General features: G+C 64.4%; 17 protein-coding genes. 3 read left to right on the forward strand and 14 right to left on the reverse strand.

All coding sequences use genetic code 11. The features are described from left to right. Nucleotides 1-13 precede the first annotated feature (13 nt). Entirely contained in the window at nucleotides 14-1,174 is a 1,161-nt protein-coding gene (hpnH, locus tag J2R78_RS02510) for an adenosyl-hopene transferase HpnH (protein ID WP_253609584.1), read from the forward strand. A gap of 67 nt (nucleotides 1,175-1,241) precedes the next feature. Here the strand turns inward: hpnH and J2R78_RS02515 are convergent, their stop codons facing one another. From J2R78_RS02515 to J2R78_RS02560, 10 genes are all read right to left on the reverse strand, one after another. Beyond that, on the reverse strand, nucleotides 1,242-2,144 hold the full coding sequence (locus J2R78_RS02515; protein WP_253609585.1) for a Rossmann-like and DUF2520 domain-containing protein: 903 nt from the start codon (nucleotides 2,142-2,144) through the stop codon (nucleotides 1,242-1,244). After that, nucleotides 2,141-2,983, reverse strand: a complete 843-nt coding sequence (locus tag J2R78_RS02520) for a class II aldolase/adducin family protein (protein ID WP_253609586.1) — start codon at nucleotides 2,981-2,983, stop codon at nucleotides 2,141-2,143. The genes J2R78_RS02515 and J2R78_RS02520 overlap by 4 nt, the downstream gene beginning before the upstream one ends. A 1-nt stretch (nucleotide 2,984) precedes the next feature. Further along, entirely contained in the window at nucleotides 2,985-4,685 is a 1,701-nt protein-coding gene (locus J2R78_RS02525; protein ID WP_253609587.1) for an acyl-CoA dehydrogenase family protein, read from the reverse strand. Continuing rightward, nucleotides 4,682-5,326, reverse strand: a complete 645-nt coding sequence (locus J2R78_RS02530; RefSeq protein ID WP_028338692.1) for a TetR/AcrR family transcriptional regulator — start codon at nucleotides 5,324-5,326, stop codon at nucleotides 4,682-4,684. Before J2R78_RS02530 ends, J2R78_RS02525 begins: the two co-directional genes overlap by 4 nt. Nucleotides 5,327-5,672: 346 nt before the next feature. Then, nucleotides 5,673-6,431 (reverse strand): phosphorylase, encoded by a 759-nt coding sequence (locus tag J2R78_RS02535; protein WP_375166704.1) that lies wholly within the window; start codon nucleotides 6,429-6,431, stop codon nucleotides 5,673-5,675. Further along, nucleotides 6,428-8,389, reverse strand: a complete 1,962-nt coding sequence (gene shc / locus J2R78_RS02540) for a squalene--hopene cyclase (RefSeq protein ID WP_253609588.1) — start codon at nucleotides 8,387-8,389, stop codon at nucleotides 6,428-6,430. The genes J2R78_RS02535 and shc overlap by 4 nt, the downstream gene beginning before the upstream one ends. A gap of 164 nt (nucleotides 8,390-8,553) precedes the next feature. Next, the gene (gene hpnE, locus J2R78_RS02545; RefSeq protein ID WP_253609589.1) at nucleotides 8,554-9,804 is read right to left on the reverse strand and encodes a hydroxysqualene dehydroxylase HpnE; all 1,251 of its coding nucleotides are present in this window, start codon (nucleotides 9,802-9,804) and stop codon (nucleotides 8,554-8,556) included. After that, nucleotides 9,804-10,640, reverse strand: a complete 837-nt coding sequence (gene hpnD, locus J2R78_RS02550; protein ID WP_076833035.1) for a presqualene diphosphate synthase HpnD — start codon at nucleotides 10,638-10,640, stop codon at nucleotides 9,804-9,806. Before hpnD ends, hpnE begins: the two co-directional genes overlap by 1 nt. Then, nucleotides 10,637-11,515, reverse strand: coding sequence for a squalene synthase HpnC (gene hpnC / locus J2R78_RS02555; RefSeq protein ID WP_253609590.1), 879 nt, complete (start codon nucleotides 11,513-11,515; stop codon nucleotides 10,637-10,639). The genes hpnD and hpnC overlap by 4 nt, the downstream gene beginning before the upstream one ends. Nucleotides 11,516-11,709: 194 nt before the next feature. Then, nucleotides 11,710-11,946, reverse strand: coding sequence for a hypothetical protein (locus J2R78_RS02560; protein ID WP_092083335.1), 237 nt, complete (start codon nucleotides 11,944-11,946; stop codon nucleotides 11,710-11,712). A 404-nt stretch (nucleotides 11,947-12,350) separates the two neighbouring features. Between J2R78_RS02560 and J2R78_RS02565 the strand changes: the two genes are divergently transcribed. Beyond that, on the forward strand, nucleotides 12,351-12,854 hold the full coding sequence (locus J2R78_RS02565; protein ID WP_028331723.1) for a hypothetical protein: 504 nt from the start codon (nucleotides 12,351-12,353) through the stop codon (nucleotides 12,852-12,854). A 95-nt stretch (nucleotides 12,855-12,949) separates the two neighbouring features. Here the strand turns inward: J2R78_RS02565 and J2R78_RS02570 are convergent, their stop codons facing one another. The 4 genes from J2R78_RS02570 to J2R78_RS02585 all read right to left on the reverse strand — a co-directional run bounded on the left by J2R78_RS02570 (nucleotide 12,950) and on the right by J2R78_RS02585 (nucleotide 19,429). Next, the gene (locus tag J2R78_RS02570) at nucleotides 12,950-15,334 is read right to left on the reverse strand and encodes an RND family transporter (RefSeq protein WP_225641687.1); all 2,385 of its coding nucleotides are present in this window, start codon (nucleotides 15,332-15,334) and stop codon (nucleotides 12,950-12,952) included. Nucleotides 15,335-15,531: 197 nt separating this feature from the next. Next, complete coding sequence (gene eutC, locus J2R78_RS02575; RefSeq protein ID WP_253609591.1) at nucleotides 15,532-16,326, reverse strand: ethanolamine ammonia-lyase subunit EutC; 795 nt, start codon at nucleotides 16,324-16,326, stop codon at nucleotides 15,532-15,534. Between the two features lie 4 nt (nucleotides 16,327-16,330). Continuing rightward, nucleotides 16,331-17,917 (reverse strand): B12-binding domain-containing radical SAM protein, encoded by a 1,587-nt coding sequence (locus J2R78_RS02580; RefSeq protein WP_057015704.1) that lies wholly within the window; start codon nucleotides 17,915-17,917, stop codon nucleotides 16,331-16,333. A gap of 129 nt (nucleotides 17,918-18,046) precedes the next feature. Further along, nucleotides 18,047-19,429 (reverse strand): ethanolamine ammonia-lyase subunit EutB, encoded by a 1,383-nt coding sequence (locus J2R78_RS02585; protein ID WP_253609592.1) that lies wholly within the window; start codon nucleotides 19,427-19,429, stop codon nucleotides 18,047-18,049. Between the two features lie 336 nt (nucleotides 19,430-19,765). On the opposite strand from J2R78_RS02585, the gene J2R78_RS02590 reads away from it, so the two are divergent. Further along, nucleotides 19,766-21,472 (forward strand): methyl-accepting chemotaxis protein, encoded by a 1,707-nt coding sequence (locus J2R78_RS02590; RefSeq protein ID WP_253609593.1) that lies wholly within the window; start codon nucleotides 19,766-19,768, stop codon nucleotides 21,470-21,472. The last annotated feature ends 109 nt before the right edge of the window (nucleotides 21,473-21,581 follow it).

The following is a 21,581-nucleotide window of genomic DNA, read 5'->3' on the forward strand; positions in this document are numbered from 1 at the left end:
AAGAAATCGTCTAATGGCTATACCGTTCTTCAAGGAAATGCGTATCGGCGGTTATCTGATCAAGCAGAAACTGCTTGGCCGCAAACGCTATCCGCTCGTGCTGATGCTGGAACCCTTGTTCCGTTGCAACCTCGCCTGCGTCGGCTGCGGCAAGATCGACTATCCCGATGCGATCCTCAATCGCCGTATGACGGCGCAGGAATGCTGGGATGCCGCCGATGAGTGCGGCGCGCCGATGGTGGCGATTCCCGGCGGCGAGCCACTGATCCACAAGGAGATCGGCGAGATCGTGCGCGGCCTCGTGGCGCGCAAGAAGTTCGTCTCGCTGTGCACCAATGCGCTGCTGCTCGAGAAGAAGCTCGACCTGTTCGAGCCGTCGCCCTATCTGTTCTTCTCGGTGCATCTCGACGGCCTGAAGGATCATCACGACAAGGCGGTGTCGCAGAAGGGCGTGTTCGATCGCGCCGTCTCGGCGATCAAGGCGGCGAAGGCGCGCGGCTTCACGGTCAACGTCAATGCCACCATCTTCGACGGTCACCCGGCCGAGGAGATCGCCAAGTTCCTCGATTTCACCACCGAGCTCGGCGTCGGCGTCTCGATGTCGCCGGGCTACGCCTATGAGCGTGCGCCCGACCAGGAGCACTTCCTCAACCGCACCAAGACCAAGAAGCTGTTCCGCGACGTCTTTGCGCTCGGCAAGGGCAAGAAGTGGAATTTCATGCATTCCGGCCTGTTCCTCGACTTCCTCGCCGGCAACCAGGAATACGAGTGCACGCCCTGGGGCATGCCGGCGCGCAACATCTTCGGCTGGCAGAAGCCCTGCTATCTGCTCGGTGAAGGCTACGCCAAGACCTTCAAGGAGCTGATGGACACCACCGACTGGGACACCTACGGCACCGGCAAGTACGAGAAGTGCGCCGACTGTATGGCCCATTGCGGCTACGAGCCGACCGCGGCGACCGCTGCGATCAACAATCCGCTGAAGGCGATGTGGGTCGCGCTGCGCGGCATCAGGACATCAGGCCCGATGGCGCCCGAGATCGACATGTCGAAGCAGCGTCCGGCGCAGTACATCTTCGCCGAGCAGGTGCAGAAGAGGCTCTCGGAGATCCGCCGCGACGAGGCTGCGGCCGCCGCCGCCAAGCAGCAGGCGAAGGCCTCGACCGCCGCCTGACGCGCGATGTGAGCGAAAGCAGAAACATGAAAGCCCCGGTTCAGCGAACCGGGGCTTTTTTCCTGGATCAGGATGCCGCCTGCTCTTCCGGTCTCGTGCGCAGAAGCAATTTCTCGATCTCCGCCGCGCGCGGCGCACTGAGTGTGCCGCGCTCGATCCCGAGCGGGACATTGCGCAAAGCGAGCTCACGATACAGCGCGCCGGATGGAGGAAAGCGCTCATCCAGCGCCCGGAGATGCTTGAGGATTGTTCCGACGTCGCCGCGCGCCACGCAGCCGCCCATGCCATTGGCCAATCCACCGTCGAGAACAGCCGCGACCGTCCCCCGTAGCAGCGGCATCATCGCGCGCAACGCGTCGGCCTCGCTGGCGCCGAAGCTCTTCCAGAGCTCGACGCCCTCCTTGAGCAGCGCGATCAGGAACGGACCGACATAATATGCCGACGCATGATAGAGCGCCCGCGCACCGGCCGGCAGCGCCAGCGGTTCACAACCGATGCGGGTCGCAAGCAATTCCAGGTTACGCCTGAAGTCGCCCTCTGCCTCGATGCCGACGGTGCATCCGCGCAACCCCTCGAGCGCGACGTCGGGATTGGCGAACATCTGCATCGGATGAAATCCGCCGGTCGCGGCGCCTGCGGATTTCGCATGATCGAGCGCGGCCAGTTCGGTCGCGCCGCTGCAATGAACCACGCGGTGACGCGGCTCCCAGCGCAAGTCGCGGCAGACCGGCAGGATCGCGTCGTCGCTCACGGTCAGGAAAACCATGTCGCAGCGGTCGACGACCTGCTGCGCATCCGTCATCGGCCGCGCCGACGGGATGCGGGATCCGAGCCGCTGCGCGGCATCGGCACCGCGGTTGTAGAACGCCGCGACGTTCAGCCCCGCGCGGGCGAACGCCGGCGCGAGCGTCTGCGCCACGCGGCCGGCGCCGATGACGCCGATCCGCAACGCCGCCAGCGCCGTGCTCATTGCGCGTAGCTCCCGTCGATGCGGTCGAGTCTGCGCCGCAGCGCCGGCCATTCCAGCAGGCCGTAGCCGGCCTGCTGATTTTGCGCCGCTTCATTCAGCACCGGATTGGTGTCGCGCTCATTATCCAGCGTGATCTCGGTGCCGGCAAAACAGGTCACCGTGTTGCCGATCGCCATCTCGGTCGGCGCATGCAGCGGCCGGCCACAGCCGAGCGCGTCGACCTGGATCCGGCAGGCCTGCTCCAGCCAATAGATCGCATTAAACGCCTGCGGAATCGTGTTGCCACAAACCAGCAGGCCATGATTGCGCAACACCAGCACATTGTTGCGGCCGAGATCGGCGACGACCCGGTCGCATTCCTCCCGATCGATCGCCGGCCCCTCGAAATCGTGATAGCCAATCCGACCGTGAAACCGCATCGCCGTCTGCGACAGCGGCAACAGCCCTTCGGCAAGCGTGCTGACGGCGGTGCCTGCCCTGGTGTGGGTATGCAGGACGCACTTCACGTCGGGTCGCGCGCGATGGATCGGGGCATGCAGATAGAAGCCGGCCACGTTGACGTTGTAGCCGTGGTCGGGCTGCAGCAGGGTCCGGCCCTCGATGTCGATCTTGACGAGGCTCGACGCGGTGATTTCCTCGTACAGCATGCCATAGGGATTGATCAGATACTGATCGTGATGCCCCGGGACCTGTGCACTGATGTGGTTGTAGATCAGGTCGGTCATTCCGTAGAGCGCGACCAGGCGGTAGCACGCCGCAAGATCGACGCGGGTTGCCCACTCCTGTTCTCCCACGACGGCCCTGATATCGTTGACGGCACAAACTTCGGTCTGACGCATGTTACTCGGGCCCTTGGTGTCGGATGACGGAGGCGCGCTCGACGATACGGCTGAGGTCTTCCGACGATGGAAGCCCGCCGAATACCTGCATCCCGTCCGCGCCAAGCCTGGATTTCACGAACAGATCGGCGGCAGCGGCGTCGCCATGCCTCAGCATCTCGGCGGCCTGCAGCGCATGGGCCATGCGGGTGACGAGCGCTCTCGCGTGCCCGTCGTCCGGGTATCGAGCACGCAAGCTATCGGCGAGATCGTCCGTGCTTCGGTCATAGATCGGATTGAGGCCCCTGCTCGCACGCAACTCGTCGACGAATGCGTCCCGGCAATTCGCATCGCGTTGCATGGCGCGCAAAACGTCCATGCACATCATGTTCGAGGTGCCTTCCCAGATCGAATTCAATGGCGCCTCGCGATAGAGCCGGGCCATCGGATTCTCCATGATGAAGCCGTTGCCGCCATGCACCTGCAGGCATTCATAGGTGAAGGCCGGCGCGCGCTGGCAGTTCCAGAACTTCATCACGGGGGTCGCGACCCGCGCCAGCAATCGCTCGTGTTCGCTTGTCTGCAGGCCGTCGGTCGCGCGCGCGACCCGAAACGCGCCGAGCATCGCCGCCTCGCTCTCGAGCGCGAGGTCGGCGAGCACGTTGCGCTGCATCGGAAGCTCGGACATCGGCTTGCCGAACGCCGTTCGCGTTTGCGCGTGGTTGAGGGCGAGGCTCAGCGCCTGGCGCATCAGCCCGGCGGAGCCGACCGCGAAATCCAGCCGCGTCAGATGCGCATGCGAAAGGATTTCCGCGATGCCGCGGCCCTCTTCGCCAACCAGGATCGACCACGTATCGTGGTACTCGATCTCGCTCGACGCGTTCGAGCGGTTGCCGCACTTGTCCTTCAGGCGTTGAATGTGGACGCGGTTGGCGCTGCCGTCCGGCAGCAGGCGCGGCACGAACAGGCAACTGACGCCGGACTGGGTGCGCGCCAGCGTGTAGAATCCGTCGGCCACCGGCACCGAGAAGAACCATTTGTGGCCGGTGATCGCATAGATCTCGCCATACGCGCCGCGCTCGACGAAGCGCGCGGTGGTCTGGGTCTCACGCAGATCGGAACCGCCCTGCTTTTCGGTCATGGCGTAACCGATGACCGCGGCGCGCTTGGCCTCGATCGGAAGCCGCCGCGGATCGTAGTCCGCCGCCAGCGTTCGCTCCCGCCACAAATTGAATTGCGGCTTGCCGGAGAACCCGGCGATCGCTGCGTACGCCATCCCGGTGGGGCAGCCGACGCCGTTCTCGATCTGATTCCAGAGATAGCTCAGCGCCGCACGCGCCAGATGGCCGTGTGGTTCGCGCGTCGACCAGGCGAGGCTATGCACCTCGCTCCGGAACGCCAGCGCCATCAATTGATGCCAGGCCGGATGAAATTCGACCCAATCATTGCGGTTGCCATACCGGTCATGGGTCAGGAGCTTTGGTTCATGCTCGTTGGCCAGCCGTGCCGCCTCCTGCACGGATTCGCTGCCGGCATGGGCGCCGAGCGCTGACAGCTTATCTTTCGCCCAAGGCGCGATCGTTGCGATCAGGCCACTCAACGCGCGGTCGTCATCGAACGCATTGAAGCCGAGCGCTGGCCGCGCCTGATTGCGTACTTCATGGGTCGCGAACGGAGCGGCTTTCGCTTCAGCGACGGCAACCAGCTGGACACGCGCGTTCATGCGGAGACTCGCGATACGGGGGTGAGTTCAGGCGTGGCGTGGCGAAACAGCATGCGCGCGGAAAGCCCCGCGATCGACTGTGCGATCGCCTTCGCCGCGTCGGAATCAGGGGCCGCTTCGGGCGCGAGGGGACCAACCAGCGCTTCCATGAAGGCGCCGGTCACGCAGGATGCCGCGACGTTCGCGTCGATCTCGACGAACTCACCGCCGGCGATGCCGCGCCGGACCAGCCTTGCGATCTGATCGGCCAGGGCCGCCCGGTATTTCAGGCGCGCCGCGTCGATCTCGGGTTCACAGGGTTCGGCGATCAACGCGTAGGCCAGGCGGCGGCCGCGCATCGCCCGGACCGAGAAGGTGTAGATCGCATCCACCAGACATTGGGACGCCGAGCCTTCCGCCTCGACGATCGCGGCGACCACGGCCACCTCGCGCTCAGACACCAGGCCGAGCACCTGCGCGTACAGGTCCGCCTTGGAGTCGAAGTAGCGATACACGCTGCCCGTGGCCACGCCGGCCCGTGAGGCGATCAGGGCGATCTGGGCGTCCTTCCAGCCACTCAGCGCCACGGCCTCCCTGGCGGCATCGAGAATGCGCGCTTTGGTTTCGACCAGTTGGTTGAGGCGAACGGCAGCGATTGCCATGGTGAACCTTGATTCATGAATAAAGGATCATGGTTCATTTTCGAACGAATAGGCGTAGCTGTCAAGTATCGACCCGGCGCCCTGCGGCCGTGGGGCCGTTCCCGGGGCGCCGCCGCGCTGCCGGCGGTCATAGGCTGGAGGCGCGACCCACGGGCGCGAGGAACAGGGATACGGGGGTCTCACCGCACAGCCGACCCGCAAGTCCCGCTGACCGCGCGGAACCGGAACAGCGTGGCATCGAGCAAAACCTTTGGGCATCAAAGCAAAAGGCCCGATCGCGATGCGACCGGGCCTGTGAGTTGAGCTTGATGCGGTGAGAAACCCGGTCCCTGCCCGGCGCAGCGGATCAGGCCGCCTTCGCTGTGATCAGAACGTCTTCCACCGGCATCAACACCTCGTTGCCGAGCAGGAAGCCCCGGCAGCTGCGCAGCGAGCGCAGCGCGCGGTTGAAGTCAATTCCGGTCGACACCAGCGCGCGCAGCGTCCGTGGATTGCGGGCGATGCCGCGCAGCACCTTGCGCAGGTCGATGTCGCCGTTCGGCTTCACCGCGGATTTCGCAAGTTCCGGTAGCGCCCGGTGCGCGGGATCGCTGATTACGCGCAATGCGGCAAACGGAATGCGGGCCTTGGCGGCATAGGCCGCCGCGATATGGCTCTCCATATCGACTGCGGCTGCGCCCGTCATCGAGCGCAGAGCGGCCTTGCAGGCCTTTGCTGCGATCACCTCTTCCACGCCGGCGAGACTGCCGCGGACGATCCTGCGGCGCTTCAGCGCGGCGCTGGCGATCATCTCTTCGTTCAGCGCGGATGCGGCCAGGAAACGGGTATCGCCCGACATCACCTCGGTCGCAACCACGACGTCGCCCGACTTGAGCGACGGATCGAGCCCGCCGGCCACGCCGAACGAAATCACGCCACGGAAGGTGGTCGGATCCAGCGTCGCGAGCAACTCACGCAGCTGCTGCGGATCGCTCGAACTGCAGATTACGATCATGCCGGGGCCTGCCGCGATGCGAGCCTCCTGCACCAATCCAGTCACAATCAATACCGGCCGAGGATCAATTCTACTGCCCACGGTCTCGGCGGCCCCCGCCTCAACAATCACATCCCGACCCCTACCACCCTGCTATTGGTGCTTCTCAAATTTCGATACCGCGCCAGCGCCCAGAGCGGAAAGAACTTCGAGTAGCCATGATATCGCAAGTAAAATACCCGCGGAAACCCCGTAGCTGTGTATCGCTGCTCGTCCCACAGCCCTTTTTCCGTCTGTGTTGCCTTTAGGTACTCCACCCCGCGCGTAACAGCGGGATTTTCGACCTCTCCGGCCGCCATCAATCCAAGCAAAGCCCATGCCGTTTGCGAGGAGGTCGAAGGCGCAACTTCATAACCCTTGTAATCCAGCCGGTAACTGACGGCGTCCTCGCCCCAGCCGCCGTCCTGATTCTGGACTGACGCCAGCCAGTCGACCGCCTTCCGAATCATCGGGTCGTTGCGATCGACCCCTGCGACATTTAGCGCCGAGAGCACCGACCAGGTGCCGTAGATGTAATTCAGGCCCCAGCGGCCGTACCAGGAGCCCTCGGCAAGCTGGGTGCGGCGCAAATAAGCGACGCCGTCAGCCATCGCCTTGTTGCTCTCGACGGTCTCGCCGAGCTGGCCCAGCATCGAGATGCAGCGCGCGGTGACATCCTCGGTCGGTGGATCGAGCAATGCGCCGTGATCGGAGAACGGGATGTTGTTGAGGTAATATTCGAGGTTGTTGACGTCGAACGCGGCCCAGCCGCCGTCGCGGCTCTGCAGCCCCTCGATCCACTCGCGGCCGCGCGCGATGGACTCATCATATTCCCTGGTTCCGGTATGACGCCGCACGCGATCCATCGCCATCACGACCACCGCGGTGTCGTCGAGATCGGGATAATGGTCGTTGTTGTACTGGAACGCCCAGCCGCCCGGGCGGACGTCCGGCGCCTTGACCGCCCAATCGCCCTTCAGCTCCAGCACCTGGCGCGGCTTCAGCCAGTCGAGGCCCTGCCTGGCCTTGGCCAGGGTGTCGTCGCCGCCCGCTTCCTGCAGCGCATGACAGGCCAGCGCGGTGTCCCACACCGGCGAGACGCAGGGCTGGCAATAGGCCTCGTGCTCGCCGATCACAAGCAGCTTGTCGATGCCGCGGCGGGTGATGGCGCGCGGCGGGAAATTCTCGTCCTTGCCGAGCGCCTCGTACATCATGACGATGTTGGCCATCGGCGGATAAATCGCGCCCATGCCGTCTTCGCCATTCAGCCGCTCTTCGGTGAAGGCGAGCGCGGCATCGATCGCGCGCTGGCGCAGGCTCTTCGGAAACATCGGCTCGATCACCCGCAGCACGGCGTCGAGCGAGCGGAACAGATAGAACCAGCTGGCGCTCTGATGCGGCGCCTTCGGCGCCATGCGGACCGATTTCGGATCCTCCAGGAACAGTTCGTCGATGCCGACGCCTTTCGGATTCTTCGCACGCGGCTTCAGCGCGGCAAGCACCATCAGCGGCACCATGGTGGTGCGCGCCCAGTAGGAGATCTTGTTGATGTGGAATGGCGACCACATCGGCAGCAGCATGATCTCGATCGGCAGCACCGGCGTCGCGCGCCAGGTCACGACGCCATAGAGCGCGAGCAGGAATCGCGTGAACACGTTGCTGCCCGAAGCGCCGCCGCGCGAACGGATCGCCTCGCGCGCCCGCGCCATGTGCGGCGCGTCGACGGAATCGCCGATCATCTTCAGCGCGAAATACGACTTCACGCTGGCGCTCATGTCAAACGGGCCGTCATGCACCAGCGGCCAGCCGCCATGGGCGCCCTGGACGCGGCGCAGATAGTTGCCGATCTTGGCCTCGAGCCCGGCATCGATCGGCTCGGCCAGGTAGTGACGCAGCAGGACATATTCGGCCGGAATGGTGCTGTCGGCCTCGAGCTCGAACACCCAATGTCCGTCGGACTGGCGATAGCCGAGCAGCGCTTCGGTTGCCTTGGAGATACTCTTCTCCAGCGCGACCGGGTCGACTGCAACGCTGTGATCTCTCGCAAGCATTTCGCTCGATATCCTCTTCATCGCGGGCCGGCTGATCGAAAGCCGCGGCCGCTCCAGAGCATGATCCGATTGCATCGGATCACGCTCTTGTCCTTTTGTTCAGTCGCGTTTGCTTAACGCGAACCGGTAGCCACTTCGCTCGAAAACGCGCCAACAGGTCGAATCTAACGTCTGGCCAGAACCAGATCTGCGGCGCGATCACCGGATCGCACCGATCCCTCGATGGTTGCCGGCAACCCGGTAGCAGTCCAGTCGCCGGCAAGGAACAGGTTTTTTTGCGCCGTCGCGGGCCCCGGACGCAGGGCATTCTGTTCCGGCGTCGCCTCAAATGTGGCACGGCGCTCACGCACGATCTGCCAGGGCGGCAGGTCGCCGGAAACCCCCGAGGCCTCGCAGATGTCCTGCCAGATCGCCAGCGCGAGCTCCTCGCGCGGCAGGTCGACCAAGCGGTCGCCGTTGCTGATCGTCACCGACAGGCGTTGCGGGAACGCGAACAGCCACTCCACGAGGCCGCCGACCACGCCGAGAATGGGCGCGGCGTCGCGCGGCGGATCGACGCGGAAATGCGCATTCACGATGGCGCGGAATTTGGTCGGGGTTTTCAGGCCGGGCAGCAGCGCGGCCGCGGCGCGCGGCGGCACCGCAAGCACGACGGCGTCGTCGGCTCCCAGCGCGACCTTGTCGCCATTGCCAAAATCGAGCTCACTGATGCGATCACCCGACATGCCGAGCGCACGCAATTCGTGACTGAACTGAACGCTGTGGCCCCTCTCCTGCAGCAGCTTCACGGCCGGCTCGATCAGGACCGAGCTCAGGCCGTCGCGCGCGATCAGCGGACGGCAGGCCTGCCCGCCAGCGAGCAGCGTCTCGCGCACAATGGCGCCGGCGAGCCCGGCCGAGCCCTCCGGCGGATCGACGTTCAATGCGGCTAACAGCAGCGGCTGCACCAGGCGGTCATACAGCGTGCCCTTGCAGGGAATGGTGTTGCCGACCAGCGCGCCGGTGCCGGCCCAGGCCAGCGGTGCCAAGGCGAGATAGTCGCGCAGGGTCGTATCCGGGACGCGGCGCGCCTCGTCGAACACCCACAGCGGCAGGCGGGAATCGCCGAGGTCGAGTTGCCAGCGCCGGCCGCTGGCAAGATCGACGAACGGAAACTGCGCGCGCGCGGGCCCGACGAGGCCGGCCTCGGTGCCGATCGAGCGCGCGTAGCTCAGCGCATGGCGATTGCCCGACAGCAACAGATGGTTGCCATTGTCGATGGTGAGATTGGTGGCGGCGTCGAAATAGGAGCGGCAGCGGCCGCCGGCCTGCTGCGTCGCCTCATGGACAAACACCTTGTAGCCGCCATTGGCGAGGCGCACGGCCGCGGAGAGGCCGGAAATGCCGGCACCGATGATATGAACGGTCTTTTGCATCAGATGATCGCGTAACGAAGAAGGATGCCGATCTTGGCGGCCTTGGACACACGTACCGGCGCGCGCGGCGCGGTGAAGCCGCGCGCGATCAGAAGATCGAGAATCGCGCGGTAGTATTTCGACATGATCCGCGGCGCGCGCACGGCGCGGCGCGAATTGCGCTTCATGATCTCGTCGGATTTCTGGAAATGCATCTTGGCCCGCTCGGCCAGCGGCGCGCACACCTTCGGCAGCGCGCGGTCGGCGGTGACGCGGGCCGGGTCGTTATTGGTGATGCCGGCATGCCAGAGCCATTCGCGCGGCAGATAGAGCCGGCCGAGGCCGGCATCCTCGTCGATGTCGCGCAGGATATTGGTGAGCTGCAGCGCGCGGCCGAGGTGGTACGCGAGCTGGATGCCATCGTCCTCGGGCAGGCCGAACACGCGCACCGACAGTCGGCCGACCGCGCTCGCGACGCGATCGCAATACAAATCGAGCGTCGCGAGATCCGGCGCGCGGATGTCCTGCGGCACGTCCATCTCCATGCCGTCGACGATCGCGACAAAATCCTCGCGCTTCAGGCCGAAGGTCTTCACCGAGGCGACATAGTCCTTCAGCCGCTCCGGCGGATGCCCCGCATAGAGCGCGTCGATATCGTCGCGCCACTGCTGCAGCGCGGCCAGCCGCTCCGGCCGCGGGCCGTCGGAATCGGCGATGTCGTCGACCTGCCGGCAGAAGCTGTAGATCTGGAACATCGCCTCGCGCTGCGCGCGCGGCAGAATGCGCATCGCGGCGTAGAACGAGCTGCCCGACGCGGTGCTTCCGTAATTTGCGTTGGCCGCCGCCTCAACGCTCATGCGCCAGCCGTCGATTTGGAGACCGCACGCCGTCCGGTCGCACGCCGCGCCGTCTCGCCGGCCACGCCGCCAAGGCTCTGCAGCAGCAGTTCGAGCGGACTCAGATGCACGCGCTCGCTGAGCGGATCGCGCACCTTCAGCATGTTGACGATCTTGTCGGCGAACGCCTGGATCACGGAGATCTCGAGCCCCAGCCTGAAATCCTTCACCTCGGCGGCGAGCGACTTGCTCTGGTCGAGCAGCGTCTCAGTGCGCACCGCGAGCGCCTGCAGGCATTTGAGCAGCGCCGGCTGCGATTTCGCCTCGCCGAGCATCTCGACGGTCGCGCCCGCGGCGGCCAGGGCATCGCGCGGCAAGTAGACACGGTTCAGGTTGCGGTAGTCCTTGCCGCAGTCCTGCAGATGGTTGTTGATCTGCAGCCCGGCGCAGAGCGCGTCCGACGCCGCCCAGGTCGAGGTATCCTCGCCGTGCACGTCGAGCATGAACCGCCCGACCGGCATCGCCGAGTACCGGCAATAATCGATCACATCGTCCCAGTTCTCGTAACGCAGCTTGGTGACGTCGAGGCGGAACGCCACCAGCACATCGAGCGCGTGCCGCGGCGGCATGCCGCGCTCGGCGAAGGCGCGGCGCAGATTGACCGCTTCCTTCTGGGTGTCGCCATTGCCAAGCAGCTCGGCCTCCATGAGGTCGAGGTAGCGCAGCTTCTCCTCGGCGGGCAGCGTGGCGTGATCGGCGATATCGTCGGCGGTGCGGACGAAATTATAGAAGGCCAGGATCAGGGCACGATGCCGCGGATGAATGATCCACGACGCGACCGGGAAATTCTCGTCGCGGTGGGTCTTTCCGGATCGCAGGTCGCTCGCGGTGGTCATGGGAGATTTGGGCTACACTGGTCATGGCACGACGCAGGCGCGAAAGGTCAGCGCATGCGGGGGATTTGCGAGCCCCATATAGGGGAATACGCCACCAAAACCAATGCTGTCCGTGACCGCCAGCATACCAAGCCCGTGGCCGGCACACATGCCGAGCACGGGCCTTGCGGCGATCCATGGGGCCCGAAGCGGCCTTACTGGCCGTGGGTCTTCAGCACCTGGTCGCAGGCGGTGCTGATCTTGCTACGGTTCTGCTGCAGGCAGGCGAGAATGGTGAAATCGCCCTGATCGATCACGGCGCGGCAGTGACGCTGCACGTCGCGCGTGCAGGCCTTCTGCTCATCGGGTGTCCCGCGCGTCTGCTGCTGGGCGAAGGCGCTGGACGAGAGCGGGATCGACAACAGGGCAAGAGCCAAGAGAAATTTACGCATCGTATTCCTTCATTTCCGACAGCAGAAAATCTGTTCCCGAAAAGCGCTTCGGCATGGCCGGGACGGATTTTGGGGATTGCAGACGCCACGTAACGCGGCAATGGATTGACGACAAGCACCGTTAAATGCGGCTAAATTTGCGGCGCTGTAAACCCCTACATAAGTTATTGATTCGCAATGACGATTCGTGCCATCACTTTGTCGCGTTCGGCTATTGCGGATAGCAGTTGCGCAAAGCTACATGCCATCACGAAGCCGACGGTTTCTGATTCTGTTCGATGACAATATGGGCGCCGCGCGCCGTTCTGTCGTTTGAACCTAACATTCTTCGGTGACACTAAACCTTCGATGCGGCGAGACGCTTTCTTGCGTAGGAAGCGTTGATTTTGATGGGAAAATTCACGATGAAACGGTTTGGTTCCAGCCTTTATGGTCAGGCTCTCAGGGCTGTGGGCGTCGGCGCCGCACTGATGCTCTCTGCCTCCGCCGTCCACGCCCAGGCCAGCGGGCCGTTTGCCGGTTTTGCCGGCTCGTGGACCGGAACGGGCACGGTGGCGCTGTCCAACGGCACGACTGAACGGATTCGTTGCAAGGCGGATTACAAGGTCGCGCCGTCGGGCATGAGCCTGAAACAGTCCCTGCATTGCGCCAGCGACAGCTACAAGTTCGACCTCTCCAGCGACGTCACCAGCCAGGGCGACCGGATCTCCGGCAACTGGAGCGAGGCGAGCCGCAACATCTTCGGCAATCTGCAGGGCACCGCGGGCGGCGGGCGGATCGACGTGTTCGTCGAGGCGTCCGGCTTTGCCGCCAACCTGAACCTGCAGACCAACGGCTCCAAGCAGGTCGTGCAGATCGACTCCAAGGGCGAGATCCGCGGCGTCTCGATCACGATGACGAAGAGCTGACGCTCCCGGCCGATTGCACCCACAAGACACAAAGGCCCGGTTCCGAACGCTTCGGAACCGGGCCTTTTTGCTGCAGCTTTTTGCTTGCTCGTCGATCAGGCCTTTTCGATCGGCGCGGGCTGGCCGCCCCTGCCGCGGAGCTTTTGCGACAGGTTGATCAGGAACATCGAGGTCGGCCGCAGGATGAAGAGGTCCGCAACCAGGGCTGCGACCATCGAGAAGGCGCTGAGCCAGCCGAACAGGCGCAGCGACGGCAGGTCGGAGAACACGGTGACGACGAGACCGCAGGCCAGCACCACCGTGGTCAGGATCAACGCTGGGCCGACCAGGACGGTGGCGCGCTCCACCGCAAGTTCCGGCGTGACACCCGGCTTGGTCTCGAGCCGCAGGCGATTGAGGAAGTGGATGGTGGCGCTGAGGCCGAGGCCGAACGACACCGTCAAAGCCACCACGCTGGCGAATTGCAGCCCCTCCCCGAGCAGCCACAGCACCGTGCCCGACAGCACCACCGGGAAGATGCCCGGCAGGATGCAGGAGAACATCACCACGATCGAGCGGAATGCGAGCCCGATGAAGATCGCGACTAGCAGGAATTCGATAGTGAGGCCGTGGTTGAGCTTCTCGATCATGCTGGCGCTGTTGCGTGCGGCAATCACCGACAGACCCGTGACCGCGATCTCGTAGCCGGGATGCTCGGCGCGCACCTTGTCCAGCGAATGATCGAGCTTGTTCACCACCGGAAGCAACTGGCTCGAGTCCACATCCGGGACGCGGCCCGACACCACGACAGCATCCTGATTCTTGTCGATGAACCGGCGCACCAGGTGTTCGGGGATCAGGTCGACATATTCCTTCAGCGTCGCGACATCATTGCTGCCGGCCTTTTCGGCGAGCCAGCGCCGCAAGGTCTCCAGCGACCAGACGTTGCCGACGCCGGCAGAGTCCTCGACCATTGCATGGACATCGGCAATCGTCTTCAAGGTCTCCGGAGAGTACAGCGATTGCCCCTTGGGGAATTCGATCAGCACATCGACCGGATTGGCGCCGGTCAGCTTGGCGTCGAGCCGGCTCGACGCCGCCACCGCCTGCCGCTTGTCCGGCACCTGATCGGCGAGCCGGTAGCGCGGCTCGAGATTGGCGTAGATGATGCCGAGGCCGCCGACCACGATCAGCGCCAGCAGGCTGAACAGCCCGGGACGGCCGACCATGCGCACCGCGATCCAGTAGCAGAAATTGCGCAGCGCCTGCACGCCGGCATCCGCGCTCTGGAACTTGACCGCAAAGATCTTCTCGTTGCGCACGAACAGGACGCCGAACACCGGCACCAGCGACAGCACCGCGATCAGAGCGATGATGGTCGCCGCCAGCCCGGCCTCGCCGAACTTGCGGATCAGGTCGGAATCCGAGAACTGCAGCGCGATGAAGGAAATTCCGGCCGTGCCGTGCGTCAGCACGCAGGCCGGTCCGACCACCAGCACCGCATTCTTGAACGCGGTGAACTTGTCCTGCCCGGCGATCAGCCGGTCGCGCGCCGCGAATGTCAGCTGCATCGAGTCGGAGAAGCTGATCACCATGATGAGCGGCGTCATCACGTTGAGGAACATGTTGAGATTGAAATTGGCCCAGCCGAGGCCGCCGAGCGCGAGCAGGATCGCGATCATCGGCGGGAACGCCGCCGCCACCATGAAGGATATCTTGCGGAAGAAGATGATGGCGATGATGCAGCCGGCGAGGATGCCGAGGATGTTGTAGGTCAGGCCGTCGCGCTCGACCGCGTTGCGGATCTCGAGCTGCATGACCGGCACGCCGGACAATTGCGCATTGAGCCCGCTGCCGCCGAGGTCGTCGGCCATGATCTTCCTGATGTCGCCGACCACCTTGCTGAGCTTGTTGCTGCCGACCACTTCGGGCTCGAGCGACAGCACGATCAGCGCGAGCGTGCCGTCCTCCGACAGCAGCTTGCCGCGGATGATCTCGTTGCTTTTGACCGTCTCGACGAATTTGTCGTAGGCCGCGCCCTCGGGCAGCTCGTTCGGGAACAACGCCGCCGGCAGCTTGCCTCGCTCCGGCGCCTGGCGCGCGGAGAACAGCGACACCAGGCCGCGCACGCCCTCGACGAGTTGCAGATCCGTGACCATGTCACGCAGCTTGCCGAGATTGTCGCGCTCGAGCAGCGTCTTGCCTTCGACCACGACGAGCACGTCGAACTCGGTCGCCGGGAAGCGCTTGGTCACCGCCTCATACTGCTTGTAGTCCTTGGAGTCGGAGCGGAACAGCTGCGACAGCGAGTCGTCGATCTTGATCCGTTGCACGCCGAACACGGCGCCGATCAGCAACAGAACGAGGACGATGCAGGACAGGATCGGCGCCCGCATCGGGATCAGGCCGAGACGCTCGATCCCGAACGCGATGCTGAGGCCCGACCGCGGCTCTTCGATCTTCTCGACGTGGACCTGACTTTCGGAATTCTTTTCGAGCATGCCCTGTCCAGTTCTGAAAACGGCTCAATCTGTCTAGCTTGGGTCTAGGGGCGCGAATGAGGCGGGTGAGCGCAACTGATCGGCGCTAGTCCTTGAAAACACGCGAATATTGACCGGCGCCGGTTTTACCTGCCCGCCCCTTTGCTCGCAAGCGCGAGGGGCTGACCAAATCGACACGGAACCGCCGATCCCCGCCATTAAGTATCTGATTTGTCACACCCTGGTAGCGCATTCCTCGACGATCCACCGCCGCTTTCATCTTTCAACGCGACCCCTGTGATCTGGCGTGCCAGGCCCTCGCGCACAAGCCACGAAATCCTGAATGCGGCCTCCGCATAGCTCAGCCCGGCATGGTGGATGTTGGAGATGCAGTTGCGGTCGGCGTCGGTGAGACCGATTCGCGGCGCGAAGGTGAGATAGGCGCCGAGGCTGTCGGGAGCGGACAGGCCCGGCCGTTCGCCGATCAGCATCACCAGCATGCGCGCGCCGACGATGGCGCCGATCTCGTCACCGAGCGCGACCCGCGCGCCGGACGCTGCGATCACCGCGCCGGCGTCGATCTTGTCGGCCGCCAAGCGCGGCACGAGATGCCGAATCAATTCGACGGCATGCACATTGACCGCCGTGGGCGACAGGCCGTCACCGATCACGATGGCGCAGGGGCATGTTGTGATGCCGCAGGTCTCGAGCGACCGCCGCGACGCAGAATCCAGCATGCGCCCGAGATCGGGCCGCCGCAGATAGTCGCGCCGGCTGTGCGCCTGGCTCGATACCTCAAGCGGCGTGATGCCGAGGCCGGCAAGACCGGCCGCGATCCCTCTGACATCGAAGGCGGCGTGGACGGCGTCGCGGGCGCGGGCATGGTCGAGCGTGAACGACAGCAGCGCATCGGTCGGCAGGCTGGCCCCGGACCGGCCAAGGCCGACGCGCGCCGGCGTGAGCTCGCGCAGATCGGCAAGCGAAGGGGACAAGGGCGCCGGCGGTGTCGTCATGCTGTTATTCGGCGGGGACGGAAGCCTCGCGCAGCCGGATCGAGTAGTTCGAGGCGTTCTGCCGGCCGCTGGAGGCTGCACGCGCAAAGGTGATCAAATGATGCGCAACCAACGTCGCCGAGATCAATCCCTCGATGTCGCCGCGCTTGAGCCGGCCAAGCGCAAACTTCCAGAACACGCGCTTGTAGTCGCCGAGCACGCCGACCTTCCAGAAGATGTTGCGGAGCATGATCAGGCCGCGCCGGATGTTGGCCCAGCTCTTCATTTCCGGACTGACCGGCACCTTGATGCGATTGGCATAGGTGTAGTTGCATTGATGCAAATAGCGCGCGAACAGCCTTTTCGGCTCGTAGGCAACTTCCATGCATTTGCGCCAGGAACTGACCACGTCCTCATAGGGCAGCAGGAACTCGACATTGGAGTCGCGGCCCTCGTCATCGATCAGCCGCCCGGCTTTTTCGAGCCGATCCCACAATGGCGTCTTCGGCAGCGCCTGCAGCAGGTTGATGGTGAGCAGCGGAATCCGCGACTCCTCGACAAAGGAGAGCAACGCGTCGCCGGTCTGGGGCTTGTCGGTATCGAGCCCCATGATGATGCCGGAGACGACCTCCATGCCGAACGAATTGATGGTGCGCACGCCCTCGAGGATCGGAACCATCATGTTCTGATCCTTGTGCATGGCCTTCAGCGCGTCGGGATCGGGCGTCTCGATGCCGACGAAGATCGTCACGAAGTAGGCTTCGCGCATCTTCTCCAGGATCTCGGGACGCTTGGCGATGTTGAGCGTCGCCTCGCAAGCGAGGCGCGTGACATATCCGGTCCGCTTCTGCCACTCGATCAGGTGCGGCAACAGCTCGCTCGCGGCCTTACGGTTACCGATGAAATTGTCGTCGACGAAATACACGGTGTCGGTGGCACCACAGGCGCGCAGCTTGTCGAGCTCGGCGATGATCTGCTGCGGCGACTTCAGGCGCGGATTGCGGCCATAGAGCCCGGGGATGTCGCAGAACTCGCACTGATAGGGGCAGCCCGAGGAGAACTGGATGCTGCCGAGGAAATACTTCTTGGTTTCGGCGAGCTCATAGGCCGGCAGCGGGAATTCCGTCATCGGCAGCCGGTCGATGGTTTTAAGCACCACCTGCTCGTCGGGACGGCTGGTATCATCAGCCAGACGCTTGATCAGCTCATTGGTCGCATCGCCGAGCTCGCCGACGTGGAGGTAGTCGAATGAGGGATAGTAGTCCGGGCAAGCACTGACCGACGGGCCGCCGATCGCGACCACCAGGTCATGGTCATGCGCGCGATGGCAGATGTCGTTCATCTGCTGGCGCTGGATATGCATACCGCTGACGAACACGGCATCCGCCCACTCGAAATCCTCCGCCGTCGCCGGACGCAGATTCTCGTCGACGAAACGGACCGGCCAGTTCTCGGGAAGGTATGCGGCGATCAGCAGCAGGCCCTGCGGCGGCATGAACGCCTTGACGCCGTCAGTGAGGGGGTAGGCGTGCTCGAAGGTCCCAAACGACGACGTATAGCGCGGAAAAACGCAGAGGATACGTCGTACTGTCTCTATGCCCTCAGCTCTCATCAAGCGACCCCGAAGCACCGGCAAATCTAACCACGGCGCGGAACGCTGGGCCAGAAATTCTTCAACATTGTGGCACTACTTAACGTCATAACGACGAGATAGTTGCTCTGCAGAATTTCGCTATCCCCCTCAGGTCAGGAGCCTGGCAGCGAGGTCGGGCAGCCGCTCCGCATCGGCCACGAGGCGGAAGTCCTGCCCGGCAAGGCCGACGCGCGCGAGCCAGTCGTCGAATTCGGGGGCCCGCCTCAGGCCGAAAAGGTCGCGGACATAGAGCGCATCGTGAAACGATGTCGACTGATAGTTCAGCATGACGTCATCCGCGCCCGGCACGCCCATGATGAAGTTCACGCCGGCGGCCGCGAGCAGCGTCAGGAGATTGTCCATGTCGTCCTGATCCGCCTCGGCGTGGTTGGTGTAGCAGACGTCGATCCCGAGCGGCAGGCCGAGCAGCTTGCCGCAGAAGTGATCCTCGAGCCCGGCGCGGATGATTTCCTTGCCGTCATAGAGGTACTCAGGACCGATGAAGCCGACCACGCTGTTGACGAGCAGCGGATCGAACGCACGCGCCACCGCATAGGCCCGCGCCTCGCAGGTCTGCTGGTCGACCTGGTGATGAGCATTGGCGGACAGCGCTGAGCCCTGCCCGGTCTCGAAATACATCACATTGTCACCGACCGTGCCGCGGCGCAGCGACAGCCCGGCTTCCCGGGCCTCCCGCAGCAGCGAGAGGTCGACGCCGAAACTGCGATTGGCCGCCTCGGTGCCGGCGATCGACTGGAACACGAGATCGACCGGCAGCCCCTGCCCGATCAGTCCGAGCGTGGTCGTGACATGGGTCAGCACGCAGCCCTGCGTCGGAATCTCGAGCCGCGTGATGATGTCGTCCAACAGCCGCAGCAGGGTGCCGATGACCTTCGGATCGTCGCTCGCCGGATTGATGCCGATGCAGGCATCGCCCGCTCCCAGCAGCAACCCGTCGAGAATCGAGGCGGTGATGCCCTTGGGATCGTCGAAGGGATGGTTCGGCTGCAGCCGCGTGCTCATTCGCCCGCGCAAACCGATGGTGTTGCGGAAGCGGGTCGTGACCTCGCATTTCTTCGCGACCAGGATCAGATCCTGGTTGCGCATCAGCTTCGACACCGCCGCAACCATCTCTGGCGTGATGCCGCGCGAGATCTTCTTGATCGCTTCCCCGCTGGCGGCATCCGACAGCAGCCAATCGCGGAATCCGCCGACGGTGAGCGACGACACCGGCAGAAAGCCGGCAACGTCGTGGCTGTCGAGGATCAGACGGGTGACTTCGTCATCCTCATACGGGATGACAGGCTCATCGAGGAATTGCTTGAGCGGAACATTGGCCAGCGCAAGCCGCGCTGCGATCATCTCCTCCGCGCTGTCGGCGGCGATGCCGGCCAAGCGGTCGCCTGAACGCGGCGGCGAGGCCTTGGCAAGCAGGATGCGCAGATCGTCGAATGCGTAATTGGTGGCGTCGATGGTGTGACGATAGAGCATGGGGGTTCGTCGCGGGCTGGGCAGCGCAATCTAGCACCTCTTTGCGAAAGGCGTGCCATCGGCTTCGCCCCGCGTGCCGGCGCCGTTGGCGGTGATCGCGGCGCATCACCGGCACGGAAGCGAGCCACGAGCACCCGCCAGACTCAATGCAGCCCATAAGGTATTGAGATTATTTACGGATTTTAACGGTTGCGGCGACACAAAACTCACCCGTTAAGAAATTGTCCATGAAAATTTTGCATAAGCTTTAATCGGCCGAAGGTACTCCCCGGCCTCTTGGAGTGCCCCGCAATGCCCGCCCCCGTCACATTCTCCATCTCCATGTCCCGGCCTCCAATGGCATCCCGATTCTCGCTTGCTGCCAGGCTGTACTCGACGTTTGCGCTGATTGCGGCGCTGACCGCGGCCATCACCTTCCTCTCCGAATACAATGCGCGGCGCAACGCCGAGCTGACCGAGGCCGTCGACCTCGCAAGCCGTGCCGCGCTCAATGTCGAGCGGGTCAATTCGCTGGTCTATGCCGTGGTGATGGAATCCCGCGGCATCTACATGTCGACCGATCCGGCGGCGGTGAAGAAATACGGCGCCGGACTGCTGGCGTTCAACGAACGTATTCTCGGCGTGGTCAAGAACTGGGAAACCCTGGTGCAGGCCGACGACGCCGCCCAGTTCGCGGTGTTCAAGAAGCGCATCGAGCAGTTCATCGATTTCCGCAAGGAGTTGGTACGCCGCGGCATCGAGATCGGCGCCGCAGCCGGGCGGGAGTGGGGCGACAACGACGCCAACCGCGACGTGCGCACCGCGCTGAACAAGGATCTCGAAGCGCTCTCCAAAGTCTATGCCGAGCGCAGCAAGAAGCTGGCGCGCGAGACCGACACCAACCGCACGATGGCGCTGGTGCTGACCGGCCTCGGCGCCCTGGCCTTGATTGTGGTGGTACTCGGCGTGCTGATCATCGCCCGCTCGGTGGCCCGGCCGCTGTCGCAGATCACCATGACGATCAAGCGCGTCGCCGAGGGCACCGACCATGTCGAAGTACCGCATGTCGGGCGCAGCGACGAGATCGGCGCACTGGCACGCGCCATCAAGGTCTTCCAGGAGGCGATGGACCGCAATCGCAGCCTCAACGCGCAGGTCGTACAGGATTCCGAGGCGCGCGACGCGCGCGGCCGGCATATCGAGACCTTCGTCGAAGCGTTCCGTGGCACGATCGGCGAGGTGCTCCGCGCGGTGCACGACAACGCCGCGACGATGCGTCAAACCGCGCAGACCATCGCAACCGTCGCGTCGGACGCCAGCGGCCGCGCGGTGGCGGCGGCAGGCGCCACCGAACAGGCCTCGAGCAACGTCTCCGCGGTGGCGGGCGCAGCCGAAGAACTCTCCGCCTCGGTCGAGGAGATCGGCCGCCAGGTCAAGCAGTCGTCCGGCGCAGTCGATCAGGCCGGTGCGCGCACCGACCGCTCGATCACCGAGATCGAGGGCCTTGCCGCCACCACCCAGCGCATCGACGGGGTGCTGAGCCTGATCCAGGCGATCGCCGAGCAGACTAACCTGCTCGCCCTCAACGCCACCATCGAAGCCGCCCGCGCCGGCGATGCCGGCCGTGGCTTCGCCGTCGTCGCGCATGAGGTCAAGGCGCTGGCCGGCCAGACCGCGAAGGCAACCGCCGAGATCAGCGAGAATGTGGGCCTGATCCAGGCCTCGACCCGCAACTCGGTGGCCGCCGTGCGCGAGATCGGTCAGGCGGTGCGCGAGATCAGCAACGTCACCGCGAACATCGCGAGCGCGGTCGGCCAGCAGGACGCGGCGACGCGCGAAATCTCCGCCAATGCCCAGATGGCCGCCCAGGGCAACGAAACCCTGGTCACTAATGTCGGCTCGCTCCGCGATGACATGGACCAAACCAGCAAGGCGGCGGAATCGGTGCTCGCGGCCTCGAACGATCTGACCACAACTGCCGAGACGCTGTCGCGCGAGGTCGAGCAGTTCTTCCGCAACCTGCGCAGCGACGCGGCCGACGGCCTGCAGCGGACCGGAACCTGAGCGGCGATCTGGCGGGGCCCTGCGACAGGGCCCCGGCAATCCGGATGGTTAAGACTCTCCCAACGCACGGACACAAATTGCCTCCGCTTCGGGTCGCATTTCTCAATTT

It is taken from the genome of Bradyrhizobium sp. USDA 4538 (assembly GCF_024171045.1).
Classification (GTDB): Bacteria; Pseudomonadota; Alphaproteobacteria; order Rhizobiales; family Xanthobacteraceae; genus Bradyrhizobium; species Bradyrhizobium australafricanum.